Here is a 20,053-nt window from a genome sequence, read left to right as displayed (position 1 = left end):
GATTCTTGAGATGAGCGTTCCCTTTCCGCCGATGAAGCGGCCCCTGGTCGCGATCCTGCGCGGCGTCAAGCCGGAGGAGACCGAGGCCATCGTCGGCGTGCTGATCGAGGCCGGCATGACCGCGATCGAGATTCCGCTGAACTCGCCGGATCCGTTCCGCTCCATCGGCACCGCTGCAAAGCTCGCGCCGTCAGGCGTGCTGATCGGCGCCGGTACGGTGCTGGCCACTGCGGATGTCGACCGCCTCAATGACGTCGGTGGCAAGCTGATGGTCTCGCCGAACGTGGATACGCAGGTGCTCGCGCGTGCACATCAGTACGCCATGATCACGTTGCCCGGCGTGTTCTCGCCGACCGAAGCGCTGCTCGCGGCACGTTCTGGCGCATCCGGCCTGAAATTCTTTCCGGCGAGCGTGCTCGGCGCATCAGGCATTGCCGCGATCCGCGCCATCCTGCCGGCCGGTGTGATGATCGCCGCCGTCGGCGGCGTCTCCGACCAGAATTTTGCGGAGTACATCAAGGGCGGTGTGACGGCGTTCGGGCTCGGCTCCAGCCTCTACAAGCCCGGCATGTCGGCCGCCGATGTCGCCGCGCGCGCGAAAGCGACGATCGAGGCCTATGATCGGGCGATTGCGAAAGACTGATCGAACAATAAACAAGCCGTGATGCGGTCACGGTCATGCGTTGTCCTATCTTGCTGCATCAGCGAGATCAGGAGACCATCATGGCGATCAACAACATAGCCGATCTGTTCGTGGCAACGCTCGAACAGGCCGGCGTCAAGCGCATCTACGGCATCGTCGGTGACAGTCTGAACGGTCTCACCGAGGCGCTGCGCCGTCGCGGCACCATCGAATGGATTCATGTCCGCCACGAGGAGGTCGCGGCATTCGCGGCCGCCGGCGAAGCCGAGATGACGGGCAGCCTTGCGGTTTGCGCCGGCTCCTGCGGGCCCGGCAATCTGCATCTGATCAACGGCCTGTTCGACGCGCATCGCAGCCGTGTGCCGGTGCTCGCGATCGCTGCCCAAATCCCGTCGGCGGAAATCGGCGGCGGCTATTTCCAGGAAACTCATCCGCAAAACCTGTTTCGCGAATGCAGCCATTATTGCGAGCTGATCTCGGATCCGAGCCAGTTGCCCTTCGTGCTGGAGAACGCGATCCGCGCGGCGGTCGGCCTGCGCGGCGTTGCCGTCGTCGCCATGCCCGGCGATGTCGCGTTCCGCAGCCCTCCGAAGCGCGCGCTGTCGACCAATCGCGGGCTTGCACTCGCTGCGCCAAAAGTCGTGCCGCAGGCCGAAGAACTCAAGGCACTCGCCGACCTCTTGAACAGCTCGGAGCGCGTCACGCTGTTCTGTGGCCGCGGCTGCGCCGGCGCACACGCGCCGCTGATGCAGCTCGCAGAAAGCCTTAAGAGCCCGATCGTGCACGCGCTCGGCGGCAAGGAGCATGTCGAATACAACAATCCCTACGATGTCGGCATGACCGGCTTCATCGGATTCTCCTCGGGCTACGCCGCCATGCATGCCTGCGACGTGCTGGTGATGCTCGGCACGGACTTTCCCTACAAGCAGTTCTTCCCTGTGGATGCGAAGGTCGCGCAGATCGACATCCGCCCCGAGAATCTCGGTCGCCGCTGCAAGATCGATCTCGGCCTGGTCGGCGACGTCAAGCTGACCATCGAGGCGCTGCTGCCGCTGCTCAAGACCAAGACGCAGCGCAAGCATCTCGACGACGCCCTCGCGCACTACCGGAAGGCGCGTGAAGGCCTGGACTCGCTGGCGAAGGGCACGCCGGGAGCCAAGCCCATTCATCCGCAGTACCTCGCAAAAGTCATCAGCGATCACGCCTCCGACGATGCCGTCTTCACCGCCGACGTCGGCACGCCCACGGTGTGGGCCGCGCGCTATCTCGACATGAACGGACGCCGTCGGCTGATCGGCTCCTTCGTGCATGGCTCGATGGCCAACGCCATGCCGCAGGCGATCGGCGCCCAGGCAGCGCAGCCCGGCCGCCAGGTGGTCTCGTTGTCGGGCGACGGCGGCTTCACCATGCTGATGGGCGACCTGATCACGCTGACGCAGATGAAGCTGCCGGTGAAGGTGGTCATCTTCAACAACGGCGTGCTCGGCTTCGTCGCACTGGAGATGAAGGCGGCCGGCTTCGTCGACACCAATGTCGATCTGGAGAATCCCGATTTCGCAGCGATGGCGCGTGCGATGGGCATCTTTGCCAAGCGCGTCGAGGATCCCGGCGAACTCCCTGGTGCCATGAAGGAGATGCTGGCCCATAACGGCCCGGCTTTGCTCGACGTCGTCACCGCCAAGCAGGAGCTGTCGATGCCGCCGACCATCACCGCCGAACAGGTCAAGGGCTTCAGTCTTTGGGTGTTGCGTGCAGTGATGAGCGGCCGTGGCGATGAAGTCATCGACCTCGCGAAGACGAACCTGCTGTCGCGCTAGCTTCGTTTGACCGAAGGCGCGGGCAGGCGCTCGTGGCGCCGCTGGAAGCGCTGCCAGTGCAGGACGCCGCCGATCAGCGCCGCCGGCACGAAACCGAGCACGATCAGGAAGTGCGGCAGCTGGGTCTGCGAGACGAACGCCATGGCGATATCGGAGATCAGCCAGAGCGCTGCGAACATCACCGCAAAATCCAGCCGTGGGCAGCGCAGGTAGTAGAACACGGCGGTGACGACGATGGCGGGTCCGATCGCAATCGCGATCATGATCGCCGTCAATTCCTTCGGCGTCAGCGCGTCGAGCACCATCGATGCCAGCAGCCATAGCGCGGCGAACATGGCGATGATGTCGAGCGGATGCCGCAACCGAATACCTCTCGCAGGATTGCGTTATGGTTGAGTCTCAAGCCTTCGACGTCAGGCCCCGGCCGTCAAGTAAAATACGCCTATTCCTCGTCGTTTCCGGGCGTCGGGCGCAGCATGAAATGGCCGAAGGCGGAAGCGATCGGCTTGTCAGGATCGTCCTGCCAGGCCCGCGCTTCGAAAGCGACGATACGCCGGCCCTGTTTCACGATCGAGACATTGGCAATGGTGTCCAGCGCACGGCCGGAGCGTAAGTAATTGACGGTGAGCCCGATCGGCTTCGGCAGCGTCGCGATCCCGAGCTCGCGCCTGACGCCCAGGATCGCGGTGGTCTCGAGGAAGGCGCCGGTCATGCCGCCATGGATGGCGGGCAGGATCGGGTTGCCGATGATCCTTGGCGAGAAAGGCATCGTCAGCGTGCCGTCGTCATTGACGCGAATGCCGAGGCAGCGCGCGAACGGGCTGTTGGCGAACGGGCCGTCCGGATCGTCGGGCGCGTCCAGCGTCGGAATGCTGCGCGAGTCCATCCGGCGGTCCGCGAGCATGTTGGTGCGGTTGGCGCCGATCATGAAGCACGCGGTGGCGGTCGCCACCGGATCGTCCTCGGACTCCTGGTAAGCCGTCGAGCGCACGAAGGCGATCGAACGCGTGATGCGGTAGCACACCGAGTGCGCCTTGATGGCGAGCCCGGGCGTCGCCGGCTTCTGGTAGTCGATGCGCAAATCGAGTGTGGCAATCGCGCTGGTGCCGTCGAGCGCAAGCTGCACCGCCATGCCGCAGCTCTCGTCCAGCATCGCGGTGACGACACCACCATGGAGAACGCCGGTCTCGGTGTCGCCGACGAAGACGGGGCGGTAGGGCAGGCTCGACCAGGCCTCGCCCGGTGCGAAGCGGTCGAGCTGGAGTCCGCTGATATGGCCATAATCGGAACGGCGGCCCTTGATGGCCTCGGCGAGTTCCTCGAACGGCAACGTGGTCGATGAGCTGGTCATCTCGATGTTCTAGACCAGTGTCGGCGACTGCGCAAAACCCACCTACATCGTCGTACGGCGGGTTTGCGAGACTGGTTTGGCCTCGACAGATCAGGCCGAAGCAACGATGGTGGGCGCTTCATTGCCCGCGAGGAGTATCCATGGCTGACCCCGAAACACCTGCCGCCAACCAGGGGCCCGTCACCATTTCCAATTCCAGCTCCGAGCGGGCGCCGATCATCTATTTCGACGGCGCATCCTGCTTCGGCCATCACAACGGCGCGATCCAGATCGAGCTTGCCGCCAATCTCCTGATGCCTGTCGGTGCCGCCGTCAGGGTCGACGTGGTCCAGACGGCCCATCTGCGCTGCAGTCCGGCCGCAGCGCTCGCCTTGCGCGAAGCGCTCGACAAGGCGCTGGCGATGCTCAAGCTCGGTCAGCAGCAGCCGACGGAAGAGATCCCGGTGGTGAAGAACTGAGGTTCATCGAATGCGGTCGCATCTCAATGTGATCGCCGAACCTCAGCCGACATGCACCTTCGGTTTCTTGCCGTCGTTCCACTTGCCGTCGAGCGCGCGCTCGATCTGGGCGGCGAGTTGCAGCAGCAGCCCGTCATTGGCCTGCTTCGCGATGGCCTGGATGCCGAGCGGCAGGCCGTGATCCTGGCTTGCCATCGGCATCGAGATCGCCGGCATGCCGCAGAGATTGGCGAGCGGCGTGAAGGCGAAGAAGCGCCAGAGATTGCCGAACCAGTCGAGCACGTCGGGGTTGTCGGAGAGGGTGAGATATTCCCTGGTGCCGACCTTCGGCGTCGGCAGCGCGGTGATCGGCGTCAGGATCACGTCCCATTGCTCGAAGAAGCTGCCGAAGCCGCGCGAAGTCGTGTTGAACACTCCTTGCATCCTGGCGCGGTCGGCGAAGCTGGTGTGACGTCCGGCTTCCCAGATCCGGATGTTCATGGGCTCGATCAAATCTTCCGGCGGCTTCTCCAGGCCGCGCGCGGCGAGCATGTTGGAGATCACGACGGAGAAGTTCGAGATATAGCAGGTGGTCTGCGCCGCGAAGGCGGCGCGGAAGTCGAGCTCGGGCAACGCATAATCGACATGATGCCCGAGGCCTTCGAGGAAGCGGCCGGTCTTCTCCAGCTCGGCTTTGATTTCCGGCGTCGCGGTGTAATCGCCCCAGGTGTGTGATAGCGCGATGCGCAGCTTGGACGGATCGCGCTTGATCATTTCCGTATATGGCTGCGCGGTGGTCCAGAACGGCATGAACTCGCCGGGTGCGGGGCCGCGAGCATGATCGACGAAAGCCGCGGTGTCGCGCACTGTGCGCGATTGGCAGCCCTGGATCGAGACGAGGCCCGTGAGGTCGGACATGTGCGGGGCGAGCGAGAACACGCCACGCGAGACCTTCAGGCCGATATTGCCGTTGACGCCGGCGGGAATGCGGATCGAGCCGCCGCCGTCGGTGGCATGCGCGATCGGCACCACGCCGGCCGCAACCATCGCGGCGCTGCCTGCGGATGAGCCGCATGTGGTGTAGTCGGTGTTCCAGGGATTGCGGGTAACATAAACAGCGGGATTATCAGCCGAGCTGCACACGCCGAATTCCGGCGTCGTCGTGCGACCGATCAAATTGAGGCCTGCCTGGCGGAATTTACCGGTGAGGAACGTATCGGCCTCGGCGCGATTGCCGCGCATCAGCAGCGAGCCCATTTCCTGGAGCCGGCCCTTCATGGTCGGACCCAGATCCTTCATCAGGAATGGCAGGCCGGCGAACGGACCGGCAAGATTGGCGCCGTCCTTGGCGGGATCGGCGATGACGTCATCGAACAGCTCGACCACGCCCGACAGCGTCGGATTGACCTTTGCGACCGCGGCCGCAGCCTGACGTGCCAGTTCCTTCGCCGTCAGTTCGCCCTTGCGGACACGCGCCGCAAGTCCGACGCCATCATGCTGCGTCCATTCGTTCCAGCTCATCGGCAAAGTCATGAAGTCCAAATCCCCTGGGGTGCCGCGTCACCTTTTTCGCAAGGGCCCGCGTGAATCAACTGAGCCGGCGCGAAGGGCAGGGTTGCGCCGGGCGGAGAGGTCGGTGCGTCATTAGGACAGGCGCGCGATGACCGCAACCGGGCCGCCGCCTGCAGGTCCCTGATGCTCTGCGCCGCCCGAAACGTAGACAGCCGCGGTGCCGGCAAGGCCGGCGATCAGTCCGCCGACCGCTGCGCGGGCATGGCGTGTCGAGCTGATGTCGGTGTCCTCGAGCATGGTATGGCGGAGGCCGCGCACGGTGCCGCTCGGCGAGGCCTCGGCCTTGGCGAAGATGTTGACGAGCTCGCGGCCTGCGGTCGCTTGCGGCGCGACGCCGAGGCCGACGCGCTTCAGCGCCGACACGACCGCAGGCGCATCGATCGCATCGCTCATCACGGCATGCCCGATCTCGAACTCGCTCGCCGACGACGCTGAATTGCCGAGCACGATGACGACATTGTGCATCAGCTCGATCCCTGATGAGGTCGAGGCAACCTTCGAGAACAGATCGTAGCGCCGCAGCACCTCGTCGTCGCCGATGTCGAAGACGACCTCACCGAGCGCAACCGCAACCCCGAGCGCGGAAGCACCACGCGAATAGGCCATCGAGTTGTAGGCGCTGGTCGTCACCGTCTTGTTGCCGCGTGCGGCTGCTGCCTCGACACGCTCGCTGGTGAGCAGCGGGCACTTGATCTGGACGAAATGGACGTCAGTGGCGTCAGTGATGCCGGCTTCTTCCATCGCGGCCTGCACCGCCCGGGCTGTCTCGGTGATCTGTGCGGAACGACCGAGCTCTTCAGGCAGGAAATCGCGGGTCTGCGCCATGCCGATGCTCAGGCGCTTGCCGGAGATGCCTGCCGGGCGCCGATCGACCTCCCGGCGCGTGAACACCGTGATGTGCGGGCTGAGCACGCCCTCGGTGCCGCCGGACATCACGAAGGCGATGCGCTGCTCGACCTCTTCAGGCGTCAGACCGAGTTTCGGCGCCAGCGCCGTACACAGCGCTGCGACGGCATATTCCCGGGTGAAGTCGTTGACGCCGCCATTGCCCTCGGTCTTGCCGAGGATCGCCAGGACGGAGGCGGGATCGATCGCACCTGAATCGATCAGGCTCATGAGGCCGGAGACGTCGCCGGGGCCCTTGGTGGCGACCTTGAAGACGCCGACCGATGTTGTCCGCATGGATGGTCCTCGTGGAAGTTCGGTGGTCCGGCAAGGGGCACCCAGCCGTGGAAGCGGGCCGGATGTCAAGCGCCAAGCCCCAGCTTTCGCCGGGACGACACCAAATGTGTAGTGTCCCTGTTTCGCTGCGTGTCAATCCCGCCCGTCAAAAACATTCCACTTTACCGAAATTCGGATTTATCGTATATGCCCTCCATCCTGATCCGGCAAAAGGGGCGGTCGTACGTCGTCACGAGCCGCGGATTGGGTCGCGGTGGACGTGGGCAGCGCCGTCGCGGATGTGAGTGCAGGGCGGGGCGATGGATTGAGCCGAACCCCGTGAGCATCTCGCAAGCCGCGTTGTACGAACGGCGCCAAAGCCCTGCGAAGCCCCTTTGGGGCGAAGCGGGTCGGCTTGCGTACGGCAAAACCGTGTGGTCCCGACCGTCGTCGCTACGGTCAAGTCTTGCGGATGCGACATTGACGCCAACCGGCGCGATGTCGGCGACTTTCGCGGGGTGAGGGAGGCCAGAAGGAATTCGGCTCCCGGGAGAGCACGGCATAAGCCGTCCAACCACTGCGCAGGGAAGGCCGTGTGTTCGGCTTCACCTGTATGCCGCTGTGCAGTTCTTATGCGCTACATGCGCACAGCGGACCGTGGGTGCCAGCCGGCACCCGGCCTTCCCTGCGCCCTTTCATTCGAGAGGGCGCGAAGCGAAGAGCAAAGCTCGGGCGGAAGGCGCCGCGAGAAGGATACGCTGTGTCCGCGACGCGAAGTGTTCATTGGAGGATACCGTGCGACCCCTTGCTCCGTCATTGCGCGTACAGCGAAGCAATCCAGAGTCTCTCCGCGGAGGCAGACTAGATTGCTTCGTCGCAAGGGCTCCTCGCAACGACGAGCGGAGGGGGCGGGTATCCCAACTTCGGCAATCGGACCCGCCGACATCCCCACGATTGTGGCGGGATCGCATCGGTTCGACAAAAAAATCCTCTGTCGACGGTTGCGTACCGCACCTTGATGAATCAACCTTGGTTGGTCCATAAGCGGCGTCCCGCGGCCGGGTTTCGGTTTGCGTCGCGGGATGGGAAATAGAGGGATTCTCGCGTGGCGAATATCAACCAGAAAATTGCGCAGGAGCTTGGGGTTCGGGCGGAGCAGGTCGAGGCAACGGTGACGTTGCTTGATGGCGGCGCCACGGTTCCCTTCATCGCCCGCTACCGCAAGGAAGCGACCGGTGCGCTCGACGACGCGCAATTGCGCACCCTCGAGGAGCGCCTGGTATATCTGCGCGAGCTCGAAGACCGCCGCAAGGCGATCCTCGAATCAGTCCGCGAGCAGGGCAAGCTCGATGCCGCGCTGGAGGCCTCCATTCTCGCCGCCGACAGCAAGGCCCGCCTCGAAGACATCTATCTGCCGTTCAAGCCGAAGCGCCGCACCAAGGCCGAGATCGCCAAGGAGGCCGGCCTCGAACCGCTTGCCGTCAAGCTGATGACGGAGTCCGGCAACGATCCCAAGGTCGTCGCCGAAGGTTTCATCAATGCCGAGAAGGGCGTTGCGGATGCGGCTGCCGCGCTCGACGGTGCCCGCGCGATTCTGGTCGAACGCTTCGACGAGGACGCCGATTTGATCGGCGTGCTGCGCGAGGAGATGTGGACCAATGCCCGCATGGCCTCCAAGGTGCGCGAGGGCAAGAAGACCGAGGGCGAAAAGTTCGCCGACTACTTTGAGTTCTCCGAGCCGCTCACCAAGCTGCCATCGCACCGCATCCTCGCGATGTTCCGCGGCGAGAAGGAAGAAATTCTCGACCTCCAGATCCAGGCCGAGGCCGAAGTGCCGCCCGCGGGCGTGCCGGGCGCCTATGAGTTGAAGATCATGAAGCGGTTCGGCATCGCCGACCTCAAGCGTGCCGGCGACCGCTGGCTGATCGACACCGTGCGTTGGGCCTGGCGCACCAAGATCCAGGTGCATCTCAACATCGACCTGCGCATGCGTCTGTGGAACGCGGCCGAGACCGAGGCCGTCCGCGTGTTTGCCTCCAATTTGCGCGACCTCTTGCTGGCCGCGCCCGCCGGCACCCGCGCCACCATGGGTCTCGATCCCGGCTACCGCACCGGCGTCAAGGTCGCGGTCACAGATGCGACCGGCAAGGTGGTCGACACCGCCGTGATCTATCCGCACGAGCCGCAGCGGCAGTGGAACGAGTCGCTCGCAACCCTCGGCCGGCTCGCGATGAAGCATCACGTCGAGCTGATCGCGATCGGCAACGGTACCGCTTCACGCGAGACCGACAAGCTCGCGGGCGATCTCGTCAAGGGCCTGGCCGAGTTGAAGATGTCGAAGATCGTGGTGTCGGAAGCCGGCGCGTCGGTCTATTCGGCGTCGGCATTCGCCTCGGAAGAATTGCCCGGCCTCGACGTTACTCTGCGCGGCGCGGTCTCGATCGCCCGCCGTCTCCAGGATCCGCTCGCCGAGCTCGTCAAGATCGAGCCCAAGGCGATCGGCGTCGGCCAGTATCAGCATGATCTCGGCCAGGCCAAGCTCGCCAAGTCGCTCGATGCGGTGGTCGAAGACTGCGTGAACGCGGTCGGCGTCGACGTCAACACGGCGTCCGCGCCGCTGCTGGCGCGCGTGTCGGGTGTCGGCTCCGGCCTGGCGCAGAGCATCGTGGCGCATCGTGATGCCAACGGCCCGTTCAAGTCGCGCAAGGCGCTCAAGGAGGTGCCGCGGCTCGGACCGAAGGCGTTCGAGCAGTGCGCCGGCTTCCTGCGCATCCTCGGCGGCGAGGATCCGCTCGATGCCTCCGGCGTGCATCCGGAAGCCTATCCGGTGGTGCGCCGGATTCTCGAAGCCACCAAGAGCGACATCAAGGCGTTGATCGGCTCCAGCGAGGTCGTGCGTACGCTGAAGCCGAAGGATTTCGTCGATGAGACCTTCGGACTGCCGACCGTGACCGACATTCTGCGCGAGCTCGAGAAGCCGGGCCGCGACCCGCGTCCGGCATTCAAGGCCGCCGTGTTCAAGGAAGGCGTCGAGGAGATCAAGCACCTCCAGAAGGGCATGATCCTCGAAGGCACGGTGACCAACGTCGCCGCCTTCGGTGCCTTCGTCGACATCGGCGTGCACCAGGACGGCCTCGTGCACATCTCGGCGATGTCCAAGACCTTCATCAAGGATCCGCGCGAGGTGGTGAAGCCCGGCGACATCGTCAAGGTGAAGGTGCTGGACTTCGAGGTCGCTCGCAAGCGCATCTCGCTGACTCTCCGTCTCGACGACGAGGTCGGCGCCAAGAAGGACGCCCCCGGCATGCAGCGCGACAACAACACGCGCAATCCGGCGCGAATGACCTCGTCGGCGCCGCGCAAGCAGGAGCCGTCCGGCGGTGGCGGCGGCGCCCTCGCCGAGGCCATGCGCAGGGCGGCCGAAAAGAACGGCGGCAAGCGGGCGTGAGGGTTGAGTAGCTCGACGTGGGGGTGCGAGTTCTAACCACGTCGTCATTGCGAGCGCAGCGAAGCAATCCAGAATCTCTCCGGGGGGAACAGTGGATTACTTCGTCGCAAGAGCTCCTCGCAATGACGAGGAGAGAGCATACTTCCTAAATTCGGCGTCAGAATCTGGCGCGCTTGTAAGTTGAAGCGGCCTGTTGCTTCCTCTCTGATCCCTCCGGTGCGGCAGACATATCGCCGCGCAGCACGGAGGATGCTTCGATGAACAACAGGCTTCTCAAAGGCCTCACTGCGGTGGCGATCGCCGCAGCGATGGCGCTGGCTTCACCAGTGCTCGCCCGAGGTGGCGGCGGCGGAGGCGGCGGTCACGGCGGTGGCATGGGTGGCGGCGGCCATTTCAGTGGCGGTGGAATGCACGCCGGCGGCTTCGGTGGCGGCATGCATGTCGGTGGCATGGGCCGCGCGTCCTTCGCCCATGTCGGTGGACCTGCCTTCGGAGGTGCGCGCTTCGCCCACGCGGCGATCGGGCCGCGCTTTGCAGGTGCAGGCTGGCACGGCGGGCCCTTCATCGGCCGGCACGCCTACTTCTCCCACCATCATCATTTCCGCCGCTTCGCCGTGTTCGGCGCGCCCTACTACTATTCCAACTATTACGACGACGGCTGCTGGCGCAGGAGCTTGACGCCCTATGGGTGGCAATGGGTCAATGTGTGCGGGGACTATTGGTAGTCGCATCGCCGTACCGCACCATTGTCGCGATCGCCACCGGGTGGTTCCGCTCAGCCCCGGAACGGGATAATCTGGTGGCGATTGTCGCTCGGAGTTTGTCATGACCGGAGGCCATCGTCGCATCCTCGTCGTCGAGGACGATCCGGAAACCGCAGGCCAGCTTGCCGAGGAACTGACGACGTCAGGCTACGAGGTCGATCTCGCCGCCACGGGACGTGAAGCCCTCAGTCATGGCGTTGCGCGCGACTATGCCGTGATCACCATCGACCGCATGCTGCCCGATATCGACGGCATCACCGTGATGCGGCAACTGCGCGACGACGGCATTGCCTCGCCGTTCCTGATCATCTCGGCACTCGGCGAGGTCGACGATCGCGTCCGCGGCCTGCGCGCCGGCGGCGACGATTATCTCGTCAAGCCGTTCTCCTTCGTCGAGCTGCTCGCCCGGCTCGAGGCGCTCGGGCGCCGTAGCGAGACGATCGCCAAGGAAACTATTTTGCGCGTCGGTGATCTCGCCGTCGACCTGATCGCGCGCAATGCCAGCCGCCGCGGCCGCAAGATTCCGCTGCTGCCGCGCGAGTTTCAACTGCTCGAATATCTCGTGCGCAACGAGGGCCGGGTCGTCTCGCGCGCGATGCTGCTCCAGCACGTCTGGGACCTGCATTTCGATCCCTCCACCAACATCATCGACGTCTATGTCGGCCGCGTCCGCCGCAAGGTCGACGATACCCAGGCCTATCCATTGATCCACACCATCCGCGGCATTGGATATTGCCTCCGTGCTCCTGGCTGACACGCTTCGCTCATCGACCTTCCGTCTGGCGCTGATCGCAATTGCGATCTTCGGCCTGATCGTCGCAGCGATCATGGCGTACGTCTACTTCGGCACGCTTGCCTACGTGCGAAGCCGGGTCGGCGATGCCGGCGATCACAGCGGCTTCATTGCGATGCTCGAGCTCGCCATGATCGCGGTCGCCGTGCTGCTCGTGCTGCTGGCTGGCGTCGCCGCCGTGCTGGTGACCCGGCGCACGGTCGGGCGCATCGAGGAGATCAACGCCACCAGTCGTGCCATCATGCTCTCGGGACTCGACCGGCGTATTCCCTTGCGCGGCAGCCATGACGAATGGGACCGCGTCGCCGAGAACCTCAACCTGATGCTGGACCGTATCGAGACGCTGATGGGCGAGGTGAAGCAGGTCAGCGACAACGTCGCCCATGATTTGCGCACGCCCCTGACGCGGATGCGGGGCCGGCTGGAAAAGGCCTATCACCATGAGCGGAACAGCGAGGCCGACGCCGTGCTGATCGGCGACACCATCGTCGACCTCGATGCCGTGCTCGGCATGTTCGCCTCCATCACGCGGATCTCGGAGATCGAGACCCGCGCCCGCCGCAGCGCGTTTCGCGCGCTCAACCTTGCCGAGATTGCCGGCGAGGTGGTCGAACTCTACGACGCCGCCGCCGAACAGGTATCCACGCGTTTGAGCCTGGGAGGCGACCGCGAGGTTGCCGTAACCGGCGATCGCGACCTGCTGTTCGATGCGATCGCCAATCTCGTCGACAATGCGATCAAGCACGGTCGCCCGGGCGGGAAGGTCAGCGTGACCTGCCGCAATGCCGGCGCGGGCGCGATGATTGCCATTGTCGATGATGGCCCGGGCATTGCTGCCGATCAGCACGATCACGTGTTCAAGCGCTTTTATCGGCTCGAGCAGAGCCGCTATACGCCGGGCAATGGCCTCGGCCTGAGCCTGGTCGCCGCGGTGTCCCGCCTCCACAGCGCGGAGATCTCGCTGCACGACAACGGGCCGGGCCTGACGGTCCAGCTCAGCTTCCCCAGCGCGCTATAGCTCGATCACGCCGCGGCGCGCCGCATGCGCGACCGCATCGGTGCGACCGGTGGCATCCAGCTTGTCGAGCAGCGAGCCGACGTGGAATTTCACGGTATGCACGGAGATGTTGAGCTGGCGCGCGATCATCTTATTGGAGGCTCCCTCGGCCATCAACGCCAGCACGTCGAGCTCGCGCTGCGTCAGGGGAATGTCCTCCGGCATGATGCGCGGATCACGGGCGACGATCGTCGCATTGGCAATCTCGCCGGGTGCAGCAAGACGAAGCCCCGCGACACTGCCGAGCAGCGTCGCGAGGCGTTCGGCGAGAGCGGGATCGTCGATCTCGAGCGAGAGCACGATCTCTGGCGTGTTGTCGTCGCTCACGTCTCGGGCCTCTCGCCGACAGTGACCCTGAAGCTTGCAGGCTCACCGCCACGGAGGACCGCAACATCGACGACCCGGCCGACGCTGGCAGGGCCCAATGTCCGCAACAGCGCGCGGACGCCGGAGAGCTTCTGGTCGTTGACAGCCACGATCACGTCGCCCTGGCGAATGCCGGCTGCGGCCGCGGGGCCTTCCTTGTCGACATTCATCACCATCGCGCCGATGCCGTCGTCGAGCCTCAGCGGCTGGAGACCGAGTCCGAGATATCCGCGGGCGATACGGCCGCGCGTCTCGAGCTGTGCCGCGACGCGCTCGATCGTCGCGGTCGGGATCACCAGCACACGCCGCGGCCCGAGCACGGCCATGCCGAAGACCCCGCCCGAGGCATCGACAGCAAGCCCGCCTTCCTGGCTTGGCCGCAGGCGAACATCGAGCTCGATCCGCGCATCGATCTCGCCGCCGCGCAGGGAACGCCAGCCCTTGCCTGAAACCGACACCATCCCGAGCGCTGCGCTCGGCGTGTCGCGATTGGTCGCGACCACAACGGAGAGCGCGCCGAGGGCAGGGACCGTCGCGGCCAGCTTGACCGGAGCGATGGCGGTATCGGCGCGCAGCAGCGCGACGTCGGTCGTATGGTCGCGGCCGACGATCGTGGCGGCAGCCGTACTGCCGTCGGCAAGGACGATCTGGACGTCGCCCTCGTCGGCCAGTGCCTCGTCCGCGGTCACGATCAGGCCCGGCTTCCAGACGAAGCCGGTCGAGCGGGAACGATGCGAATGCACGGTAACGATGGAGGGCGCGGTGCGCGCCACGACATCCGCGAGCGCGGACGACAGCGAGGTGAGAGGAGTGAAGTCGGTCATGGAAGGCTCCTGTAAGCTGCCTCCAATCTGGGATGTCGGAGCCGATCAGGAAACTGGCCGGGTGGCCAGTCCTCCTTGAGATCGCGGCCGACGAACATGTGATCGGGAGCCGCTCACGGGAACGTGTAGGAATCCGCAAATCGCGCCAGACGGCATCGAGACAATCGATCTCTTGGGGCGCGCGGGTGCCGTTGCTCGCGGGCCTGGACTAAGGGTGGCGAAGCGGTCTGGTCGCCGGGCCGAGGACATTGTCCCAGCGATAGGAATAGCCGACGCCGATGATGTAATCCGGAGAGTTCCTGTTGAGGCCGATGGCCAGGTGGAAGTCGATTTGCTCGGTTCGGTTCAGGAGATAGCCGCCGCCGACATTGAGCAGCGCCGTGCTCGCCCCGCGCGACGGAGTGTCGCCGACATATTCGGCGAACAGCGCCAGCCTCTCGCTCACCTTCCGCTCGATCACGAAAGTTGCCTCGCTGGTCTGGTGGTTGCCGAGATCCGATGGCCGGAAGAAACTCGTGAACATGCCGCTGATGCCCCAGCCGCCGCCGAGCTCGTAGGACCAGGGAAATTGCAGATAGGGCTGATAGCCCGCGCCTGATATCGCGGGCGCGCCGGTCGGCAGGCCGACGCCTGCGACCACCGAGAGGTTCGCCGGCTCAGGCAGGCCGCTGATCTGCCATTTCACGCCGGGGGTGACATTGGTGAAACCGGTGTCGACCGTACCGGTGAGACGTCCGACATAGCTCGGCGCATCGACCAGCACTTCGAGGCAGGGCGCGAGACCAAAACGGAGGCGGCTGTTGCTGCCGTCAATTCCCTTGCCGGCGCTCTGGCCCGATGTGTTGAGGCCGTTCTCGATCTGGATGCTGCCATCAGGCACGACCAGGCTGGAATTGGTCACGTCAGGGCGGTCGGTCGCGATCTCCGATTGGCGTGAGGGGCATTCACCGGCTTCGGCCACGCCGGGGCACAGTGCGGCGGCGAGGAGACCCAAAGCCACAAATGCGTTGCTCGAACGAGGTTCGCTTGCTGGCACTAGTGCCCCGTGATAGCACGCGCTGGATCGCACGCCTGCCGAACAAGACTCAAGCTTCCCGGAATTTATTCCCGCCATGTCGGAATTTCGCGGTGTTTTCCCCTATCTCGTCTCGCCCGTCGATGCTGACGGAACGGTACGAACGGGCGTGCTCGCAAAGCTCTGCGACGATCTGATCAGCGCCGGCGTGCATGGGCTGACGCCGCTGGGTTCGACCGGCGAGTTCGCCTATCTCAATGCCGCCCAGCGCATGGCGGTGGTGCAGATCACGATCGAGGCGGCAAAGGAGCGCGTGCCCGTGGTGGCGGGCGTCGCGTCGACCTCGACGGCCGATGCAGTGGCGCAGGCACGGGCCTATCAGAAGCTCGGCGCCAATGGCATCCTCGCGATCCTCGAGGCCTACTTCCCGCTCGCGGACGCGCAGATCGAATCCTATTTCCGCAGCATCGCGGATGCCGTCGACATTCCTGTCGTCATCTACACCAATCCGCAATTCCAGCGCTCGGACCTGACCCTCGACGTCATCGCACGCCTCGCCGAACATCCGCGCATCGGCTACATCAAGGACGCTTCGACCAACACCGGGCGGCTGCTGTCGATCATGAACCGTTGCGGCGATCGCTTGCGCGTGTTTTCGGCCTCTGCCCACATTCCGGCGGCGGTGATGCTGATCGGCGGGCTCGGCTGGATGGCGGGACCGGCCTGCATCATCCCGCGCCAGAGCGTGGCGCTCTACGACCTCTGCCAGGCCGGCCGCTGGGACGAGGCCATGGTGCTCCAGCGCAGGCTGTGGCGGATCAACGAGGCCTTTGCGCGCTTCAATCTCGCCGCCTGCATCAAGGCCGGCCTCGCGATCCAGGGCTACGATGTCGGCGATCCCGTCCCGCCGCAGGCGCCGCTGACGGCCGAGGCGCGGAAGGTCGTGGAAGCCGCGCTCAAGGAGCTGGCCTAAGTCTCTCCTGCCATGCCGAAATCGCGGCATTTCCGCCCAAAACCGCGGCTGGTCTCGCCTGTCTCGATCCGCTAAAAGGCGGCCGCACTTTGAGGCTTAGAGGACCAGCGGAATGAACATTCTTCCCGGCAATTTGCGTTTCGGAGCGGGCCAGCCCGTCAAGCGTTTGGAAGACCAGCGGCTGCTCACCGGGAAGGGGCAATTCATTGACGACAAGCCGGAGGACGGCGCGCTGTGGTTGCACGTGCTGCGCTCGCCGCATGCGCATGCGAAGTTGGTCTCGATCGACACCGGCGCGGCTGCGTCGATGCCCGGCGTCACCGCGATCTTCACCGGCGCCGATCTGATCAAGGACGACGTCGGCACCATCCCGACGCTCAGCATCTTCAAGCGTCCCGACGGCAAGCCGATGACGGTGCCGCCGCGGCGGCTTCTCGCGCATGAAGTCGTGCGTTACACCGGCGAGGCCGTGGCGGCGGTGGTGGCCTCGTCGCGTGCCGAAGCGCAGGCCGCGGCCGAAGCAATCGTGATCGAATATGACGTGCAGCCCGCCGTGGTCGACCCGGTTGAAGCGGTAAAACCCGGCGCGCCCGTGGTGTGGCCGGAGGCGCCCGACAATATCGTCGGCGCAATGAGCTATGGCGATGCCGCCAAAGTGGACGAGGCTTTTGCCAAGGCCGCGCATACCGTCGAGCTCGATCTCGTCAGCCAGCGCCTGGTGCCCTCGGCCATGGAGCCGCGCTCGACCATTGCCGAGATCGACAAGAAGACCGGCCGTCTGCTTCTGCACGTGCAGTCGCAGACCCCGGCCTCGACCCGCGACGTGCTGGCAGAAGCCGTGCTGAAGCGTCCCAAGGACAGCGTGCGCGTGCTGGTTGGCGACATCGGCGGCGGTTTCGGCCAGAAGACCAATCTCTATCCGGAAGACGGCATCGTCGCCTATGTCGCGACCAAGCTGAACAGGAAAATCCGCTGGCGCGGTGACCGTACCGACGAATTCGTCGGCGGCACCCATGGCCGCGACCTCACCTCGACGGCGTCCTTCGCGCTCGATGAGAAGGGCAAGGTGCTCGCCTATCGCGTCACCTCGATCGGCTGCACCGGCGCCTATTCCTCGGGCGCGGCCAACATCATCCCGCTGGTGCTCGGGCCGTTCGTGCAGACCGGCGTCTACGATCTGCCGCTGGTGCATTTCGAGGTCAAGTCGGTGATGACCAACACCGCGCCGGTCGGCGCATATCGTGGCGCCGGCCGCCCCGAAGCCGTGTTCATCGTCGAGCGCCTGTTCGACGCCGCCGCACGAAAGATCGGCATGGATCCGCGCGCGATCCGCAAGGCCAACTACATCAAGCCCGCGCAGCTGCCCTACACGAATGCGGCTGGACAGGTTTACGATTCCGGCGCCTTCGCGCACATGCTCGATCGCGCCGTGAAGCTTGCCGACTGGGATGGCTTTGCCGCGCGCAGGAAGGCGGCGAAGAAGAAGGGCCTGCTCTACGGCCGCGGCCTCACCTCCTACATCGAATGGACCGGCGGCCGCGCGCATACTGAAAAGGTCACCCTGCAAGCGACCTCGCAGGGCCGTGTGGTGCTGCATTCCGGCACCATGGCGATGGGGCAGGGGCTTCAGACCACCTACACGCAGATGATTTCCGACACGCTCGGCATCGCCATGGACAAGATCGATGTCGTCCTGGGCGACACTGATTTGGCGATGGGTTTCGGCAGCGTCGGCTCGCGCTCGCTGTTCGTCGGCGGCACTGCGGTCGCAGTCTCCTCCAATGACCTGATCCAGAAGGCGCGCGAGAAGGCGGCGAACGTGCTGGAGACCTCGGTCGAGGACATCGAATATCAGGGCGGCATGCTGACCGTGGTCGGCACCGACCGCCGCATCAGCCTGTTCGACATCGCCGAGAAGGAGACCGGCGCCAAGCTCAGTGTCGATTCCGAGGGGGAGGTCGATGGTCCGAGCTGGCCCAACGGCACGCATATCTGCGAGGTCGAGATCGATCCGGAGACCGGTGTCTCCAGGGTCGTGCGCTACACCACCGTCGACGACGTCGGTGTCGCCGTGAACCCGATGCTGGTCACTGGCCAGATCCATGGCGGCGTGGCGCAGGGAATCGGCCAGGCGCTCTATGAGGGCGTGTCGTACGATGCCGACGGTCAGCTTCTGACCGCGAGCTATCAGGACTACTGCATCCCGCGCGCCGACGACGTGCCGCCGATCGTGGTGACGCTGGATGATTCCGCGCCCTGCCGCACCAATCCGCTCGGCGCCAAGGGCTGTGGCGAATCGGGCGCCATCGGTGGCCCGCCTTGCGTCACCAACGGCGTGATGGATGCGCTCGCCGAGCTCGGCATCACCCAGCTCAACACGCCGCTGACGCCGCAGAAGATATGGAAGGCGATCAGGGACGCGAATGCGGGTTAAGCGCAGCGCGTTGTTACGCTAGCTGTCGCGACACACTCAACTGTCCCGGCGAACGCCGGGACCCATAACCACAGGGCTGAGTTTTGCGCGAAGCCGGTAACTCCGAGTCCCCCTAACCACATCTCCCTGTGGTTATGGGTCCCGGATCTGCGCTTCGCTTGTCCGGGACGACGGCGGAGTGTGATGCGATCGAGCGCTAAATCCCCAGCATCATCTTCGCGATGATGTCGCGCTGGATTTCCGACGTGCCGCCGAAGATCGTGTAGGCTCGGCCGTTGAGATATTCCGGCACCATCGTCAGCATGTCCTCCGGCAGCGCCGGCTCGTGGTTGAGCCTGTAGAGCGGCCGCATCGGCTCGACCGCGAGGGCATCGTGCCCGATCACATCGACACCGAGCCGCGTCACAGCCTGGCGAATCTCGCTGTTGCGGAGCTTCAGGATTGACGACACCGCGCCGGGATTCTGCCCGGTCTGCAACGCCGAGAGCACGCGCAGCTCGGTCATTTCAAGTGCGTCGATATCGACCTCGACCTCGGAGATGCGCGTCGCGATATCGGGGCTGTCGATGGCGCGCCCCGTGAGATCGGACTCCGCAAGCTCGGTGATCGCGCGGAGCCCTTCGCGCAGCTTTGCTGACGCGATGCCCGAGCCGCGCTCGAACTCGAGCAGATACTTGCCGTAGGTCCAGCCCTTGCCTTCGTCGCCGACGCGGTTGGCAACTGGCACGCGCACGTCGTCGAAGAACACCTGGTTGACCTCGTGGTCGCCACCGATGGTGAGGATCGGACGCGTGGTGATGCCCGGCGTCTTCATGTCGATCAGGATGAAGCTGATGCCGTCCTGCTGCCGCGGCCCGTCGCTGGTTCGAACCAGTGCGAACATGCGGTTGGCGTGATGCGCATGCGTGGTCCAGATCTTGGTGCCGTTGATGATGTAATCGTCGCCGTCGCGCACGGCGCGCGTCTTCAGCGAGGAGAGGTCGGAGCCGGAGCCGGGCTCGGAATAGCCCTGGCACCAATAGTCCTCGCCGGAAAGAATGCGCGGCAGATAGAAATTCTTCTGCGCAGGGCTGCCGAATCCGATGATGACGGGCCCGACCATCTTCACGCCCATCACATTCACATTAGGCACGCCGGCCCGCGCGCTTTCGCTCTCGAAAATCCAGCGCTGCGCCGGCGTCCAGTCCGGGCCGCCGTGATCGACCGGCCAGCCCGGCGCGCCCCAGCCCTGCTTGTGCAGCGCGCTCTGCCAGGCCATGCCGATGTCAGGGTCGGAGAACACAGACGGCGTCAGCGCCGTCGCGCGCTTCATCTCGTCGGTGAGATTTTTTGCGATGAAGCCGCGCACCTCGCTCTGGAAGGCGCGCTCTTCGGCATTGAACGATAGGTCCATGATGC

General features: G+C 65.0%; 17 protein-coding genes. 9 read left to right on the top strand and 8 right to left on the bottom strand.

The genetic code is table 11. The annotated features are described in order from the left end of the window. Positions 1–10: 10 nt before the first annotated feature. Together JQ631_RS13410 and poxB are read left to right on the top strand one after the other, a co-directional pair. Positions 11–643, top strand: a complete 633-nt coding sequence (locus JQ631_RS13410; protein WP_212326796.1) for a 2-dehydro-3-deoxy-6-phosphogalactonate aldolase — start codon at positions 11–13, stop codon at positions 641–643. A gap of 80 nt (positions 644–723) precedes the next feature. Further along, positions 724–2,460: a ubiquinone-dependent pyruvate dehydrogenase gene (gene poxB, locus JQ631_RS13405; protein WP_212326794.1), complete on the top strand. Its 1,737-nt coding sequence runs from the start codon at positions 724–726 to the stop codon at positions 2,458–2,460. Here poxB and JQ631_RS13400 read toward each other — a convergent pair. Both JQ631_RS13400 and JQ631_RS13395 read right to left on the bottom strand, forming a co-directional pair. Beyond that, positions 2,457–2,822 carry a hypothetical protein gene (locus JQ631_RS13400; protein ID WP_212326792.1) on the bottom strand — a complete coding sequence of 122 codons (366 nt, stop codon included), beginning with the start codon at positions 2,820–2,822 and terminating at the stop codon, positions 2,457–2,459. The genes poxB and JQ631_RS13400 overlap by 4 nt on opposite strands. Before the next feature lie 80 nt (positions 2,823–2,902). Next, the gene (locus tag JQ631_RS13395) at positions 2,903–3,811 is read right to left on the bottom strand and encodes a PaaI family thioesterase (protein ID WP_212326791.1); all 909 of its coding nucleotides are present in this window, start codon (positions 3,809–3,811) and stop codon (positions 2,903–2,905) included. Positions 3,812–3,951: 140 nt separating this feature from the next. Between JQ631_RS13395 and JQ631_RS13390 the strand changes: the two genes are divergently transcribed. Beyond that, positions 3,952–4,269, top strand: coding sequence for a hypothetical protein (locus JQ631_RS13390; protein WP_212326790.1), 318 nt, complete (start codon positions 3,952–3,954; stop codon positions 4,267–4,269). Positions 4,270–4,311: 42 nt separating this feature from the next. On the opposite strand, the gene JQ631_RS13385 is transcribed toward JQ631_RS13390, so the two are convergent. Beyond that, complete coding sequence (locus JQ631_RS13385; RefSeq protein ID WP_212326789.1) at positions 4,312–5,781, bottom strand: amidase; 1,470 nt, start codon at positions 5,779–5,781, stop codon at positions 4,312–4,314. A gap of 111 nt (positions 5,782–5,892) precedes the next feature. Further along, positions 5,893–7,002 carry a cyanuric acid amidohydrolase gene (gene atzD, locus JQ631_RS13380; RefSeq protein WP_212326788.1) on the bottom strand — a complete coding sequence of 370 codons (1,110 nt, stop codon included), beginning with the start codon at positions 7,000–7,002 and terminating at the stop codon, positions 5,893–5,895. A 1,084-nt stretch (positions 7,003–8,086) separates the two neighbouring features. Between atzD and JQ631_RS13375 the strand changes: the two genes are divergently transcribed. The 4 genes from JQ631_RS13375 to JQ631_RS13360 all read left to right on the top strand — a co-directional run bounded on the left by JQ631_RS13375 (position 8,087) and on the right by JQ631_RS13360 (position 13,004). Further along, on the top strand, positions 8,087–10,429 hold the full coding sequence (locus tag JQ631_RS13375) for a Tex family protein (RefSeq protein WP_212326787.1): 2,343 nt from the start codon (positions 8,087–8,089) through the stop codon (positions 10,427–10,429). Positions 10,430–10,686: 257 nt separating this feature from the next. After that, positions 10,687–11,154 carry a hypothetical protein gene (locus JQ631_RS13370; RefSeq protein WP_212326786.1) on the top strand — a complete coding sequence of 156 codons (468 nt, stop codon included), beginning with the start codon at positions 10,687–10,689 and terminating at the stop codon, positions 11,152–11,154. Between the two features lie 100 nt (positions 11,155–11,254). After that, on the top strand, positions 11,255–11,947 hold the full coding sequence (locus tag JQ631_RS13365; RefSeq protein ID WP_212326785.1) for a response regulator transcription factor: 693 nt from the start codon (positions 11,255–11,257) through the stop codon (positions 11,945–11,947). Further along, on the top strand, positions 11,934–13,004 hold the full coding sequence (locus JQ631_RS13360) for a sensor histidine kinase (protein WP_212326783.1): 1,071 nt from the start codon (positions 11,934–11,936) through the stop codon (positions 13,002–13,004). The genes JQ631_RS13365 and JQ631_RS13360 overlap by 14 nt, the downstream gene beginning before the upstream one ends. Here JQ631_RS13360 and JQ631_RS13355 read toward each other — a convergent pair. The 3 genes from JQ631_RS13355 to JQ631_RS13345 form a co-directional block, all read right to left on the bottom strand. Further along, positions 12,999–13,370, bottom strand: coding sequence for a response regulator transcription factor (locus JQ631_RS13355; protein WP_212326781.1), 372 nt, complete (start codon positions 13,368–13,370; stop codon positions 12,999–13,001). The genes JQ631_RS13360 and JQ631_RS13355 overlap by 6 nt on opposite strands. Continuing rightward, positions 13,367–14,233, bottom strand: a complete 867-nt coding sequence (locus JQ631_RS13350; protein WP_212326779.1) for a S1C family serine protease — start codon at positions 14,231–14,233, stop codon at positions 13,367–13,369. Before JQ631_RS13350 ends, JQ631_RS13355 begins: the two co-directional genes overlap by 4 nt. A 208-nt stretch (positions 14,234–14,441) precedes the next feature. Further along, positions 14,442–15,233, bottom strand: a complete 792-nt coding sequence (locus JQ631_RS13345; protein WP_349644979.1) for a transporter — start codon at positions 15,231–15,233, stop codon at positions 14,442–14,444. A 112-nt stretch (positions 15,234–15,345) separates the two neighbouring features. Between JQ631_RS13345 and JQ631_RS13340 the strand changes: the two genes are divergently transcribed. Together JQ631_RS13340 and JQ631_RS13335 are read left to right on the top strand one after the other, a co-directional pair. Continuing rightward, a complete protein-coding gene (locus JQ631_RS13340) occupies positions 15,346–16,221 on the top strand; it encodes a dihydrodipicolinate synthase family protein (RefSeq protein ID WP_212326775.1) in 876 nt (291 codons plus the stop codon). 112 nt (positions 16,222–16,333) lie between these two features. After that, positions 16,334–18,655: a xanthine dehydrogenase family protein molybdopterin-binding subunit gene (locus JQ631_RS13335; RefSeq protein ID WP_212326773.1), complete on the top strand. Its 2,322-nt coding sequence runs from the start codon at positions 16,334–16,336 to the stop codon at positions 18,653–18,655. Between the two features lie 196 nt (positions 18,656–18,851). Here JQ631_RS13335 and JQ631_RS13330 read toward each other — a convergent pair whose 3' ends face one another. Next, entirely contained in the window at positions 18,852–20,048 is a 1,197-nt protein-coding gene (locus tag JQ631_RS13330) for an acyl-CoA dehydrogenase family protein (protein WP_212326771.1), read from the bottom strand. Positions 20,049–20,053: the final 5 nt, after the last annotated feature.

Origin of the sequence: Bradyrhizobium manausense, from assembly GCF_018131105.1 — a bacterium.
GTDB lineage: Bacteria > Pseudomonadota > Alphaproteobacteria > Rhizobiales > Xanthobacteraceae > Bradyrhizobium > Bradyrhizobium manausense_B.
Note: the sequence above shows the minus strand (reverse complement) of the source record. Positions and strands in the feature narration are given on the sequence as shown.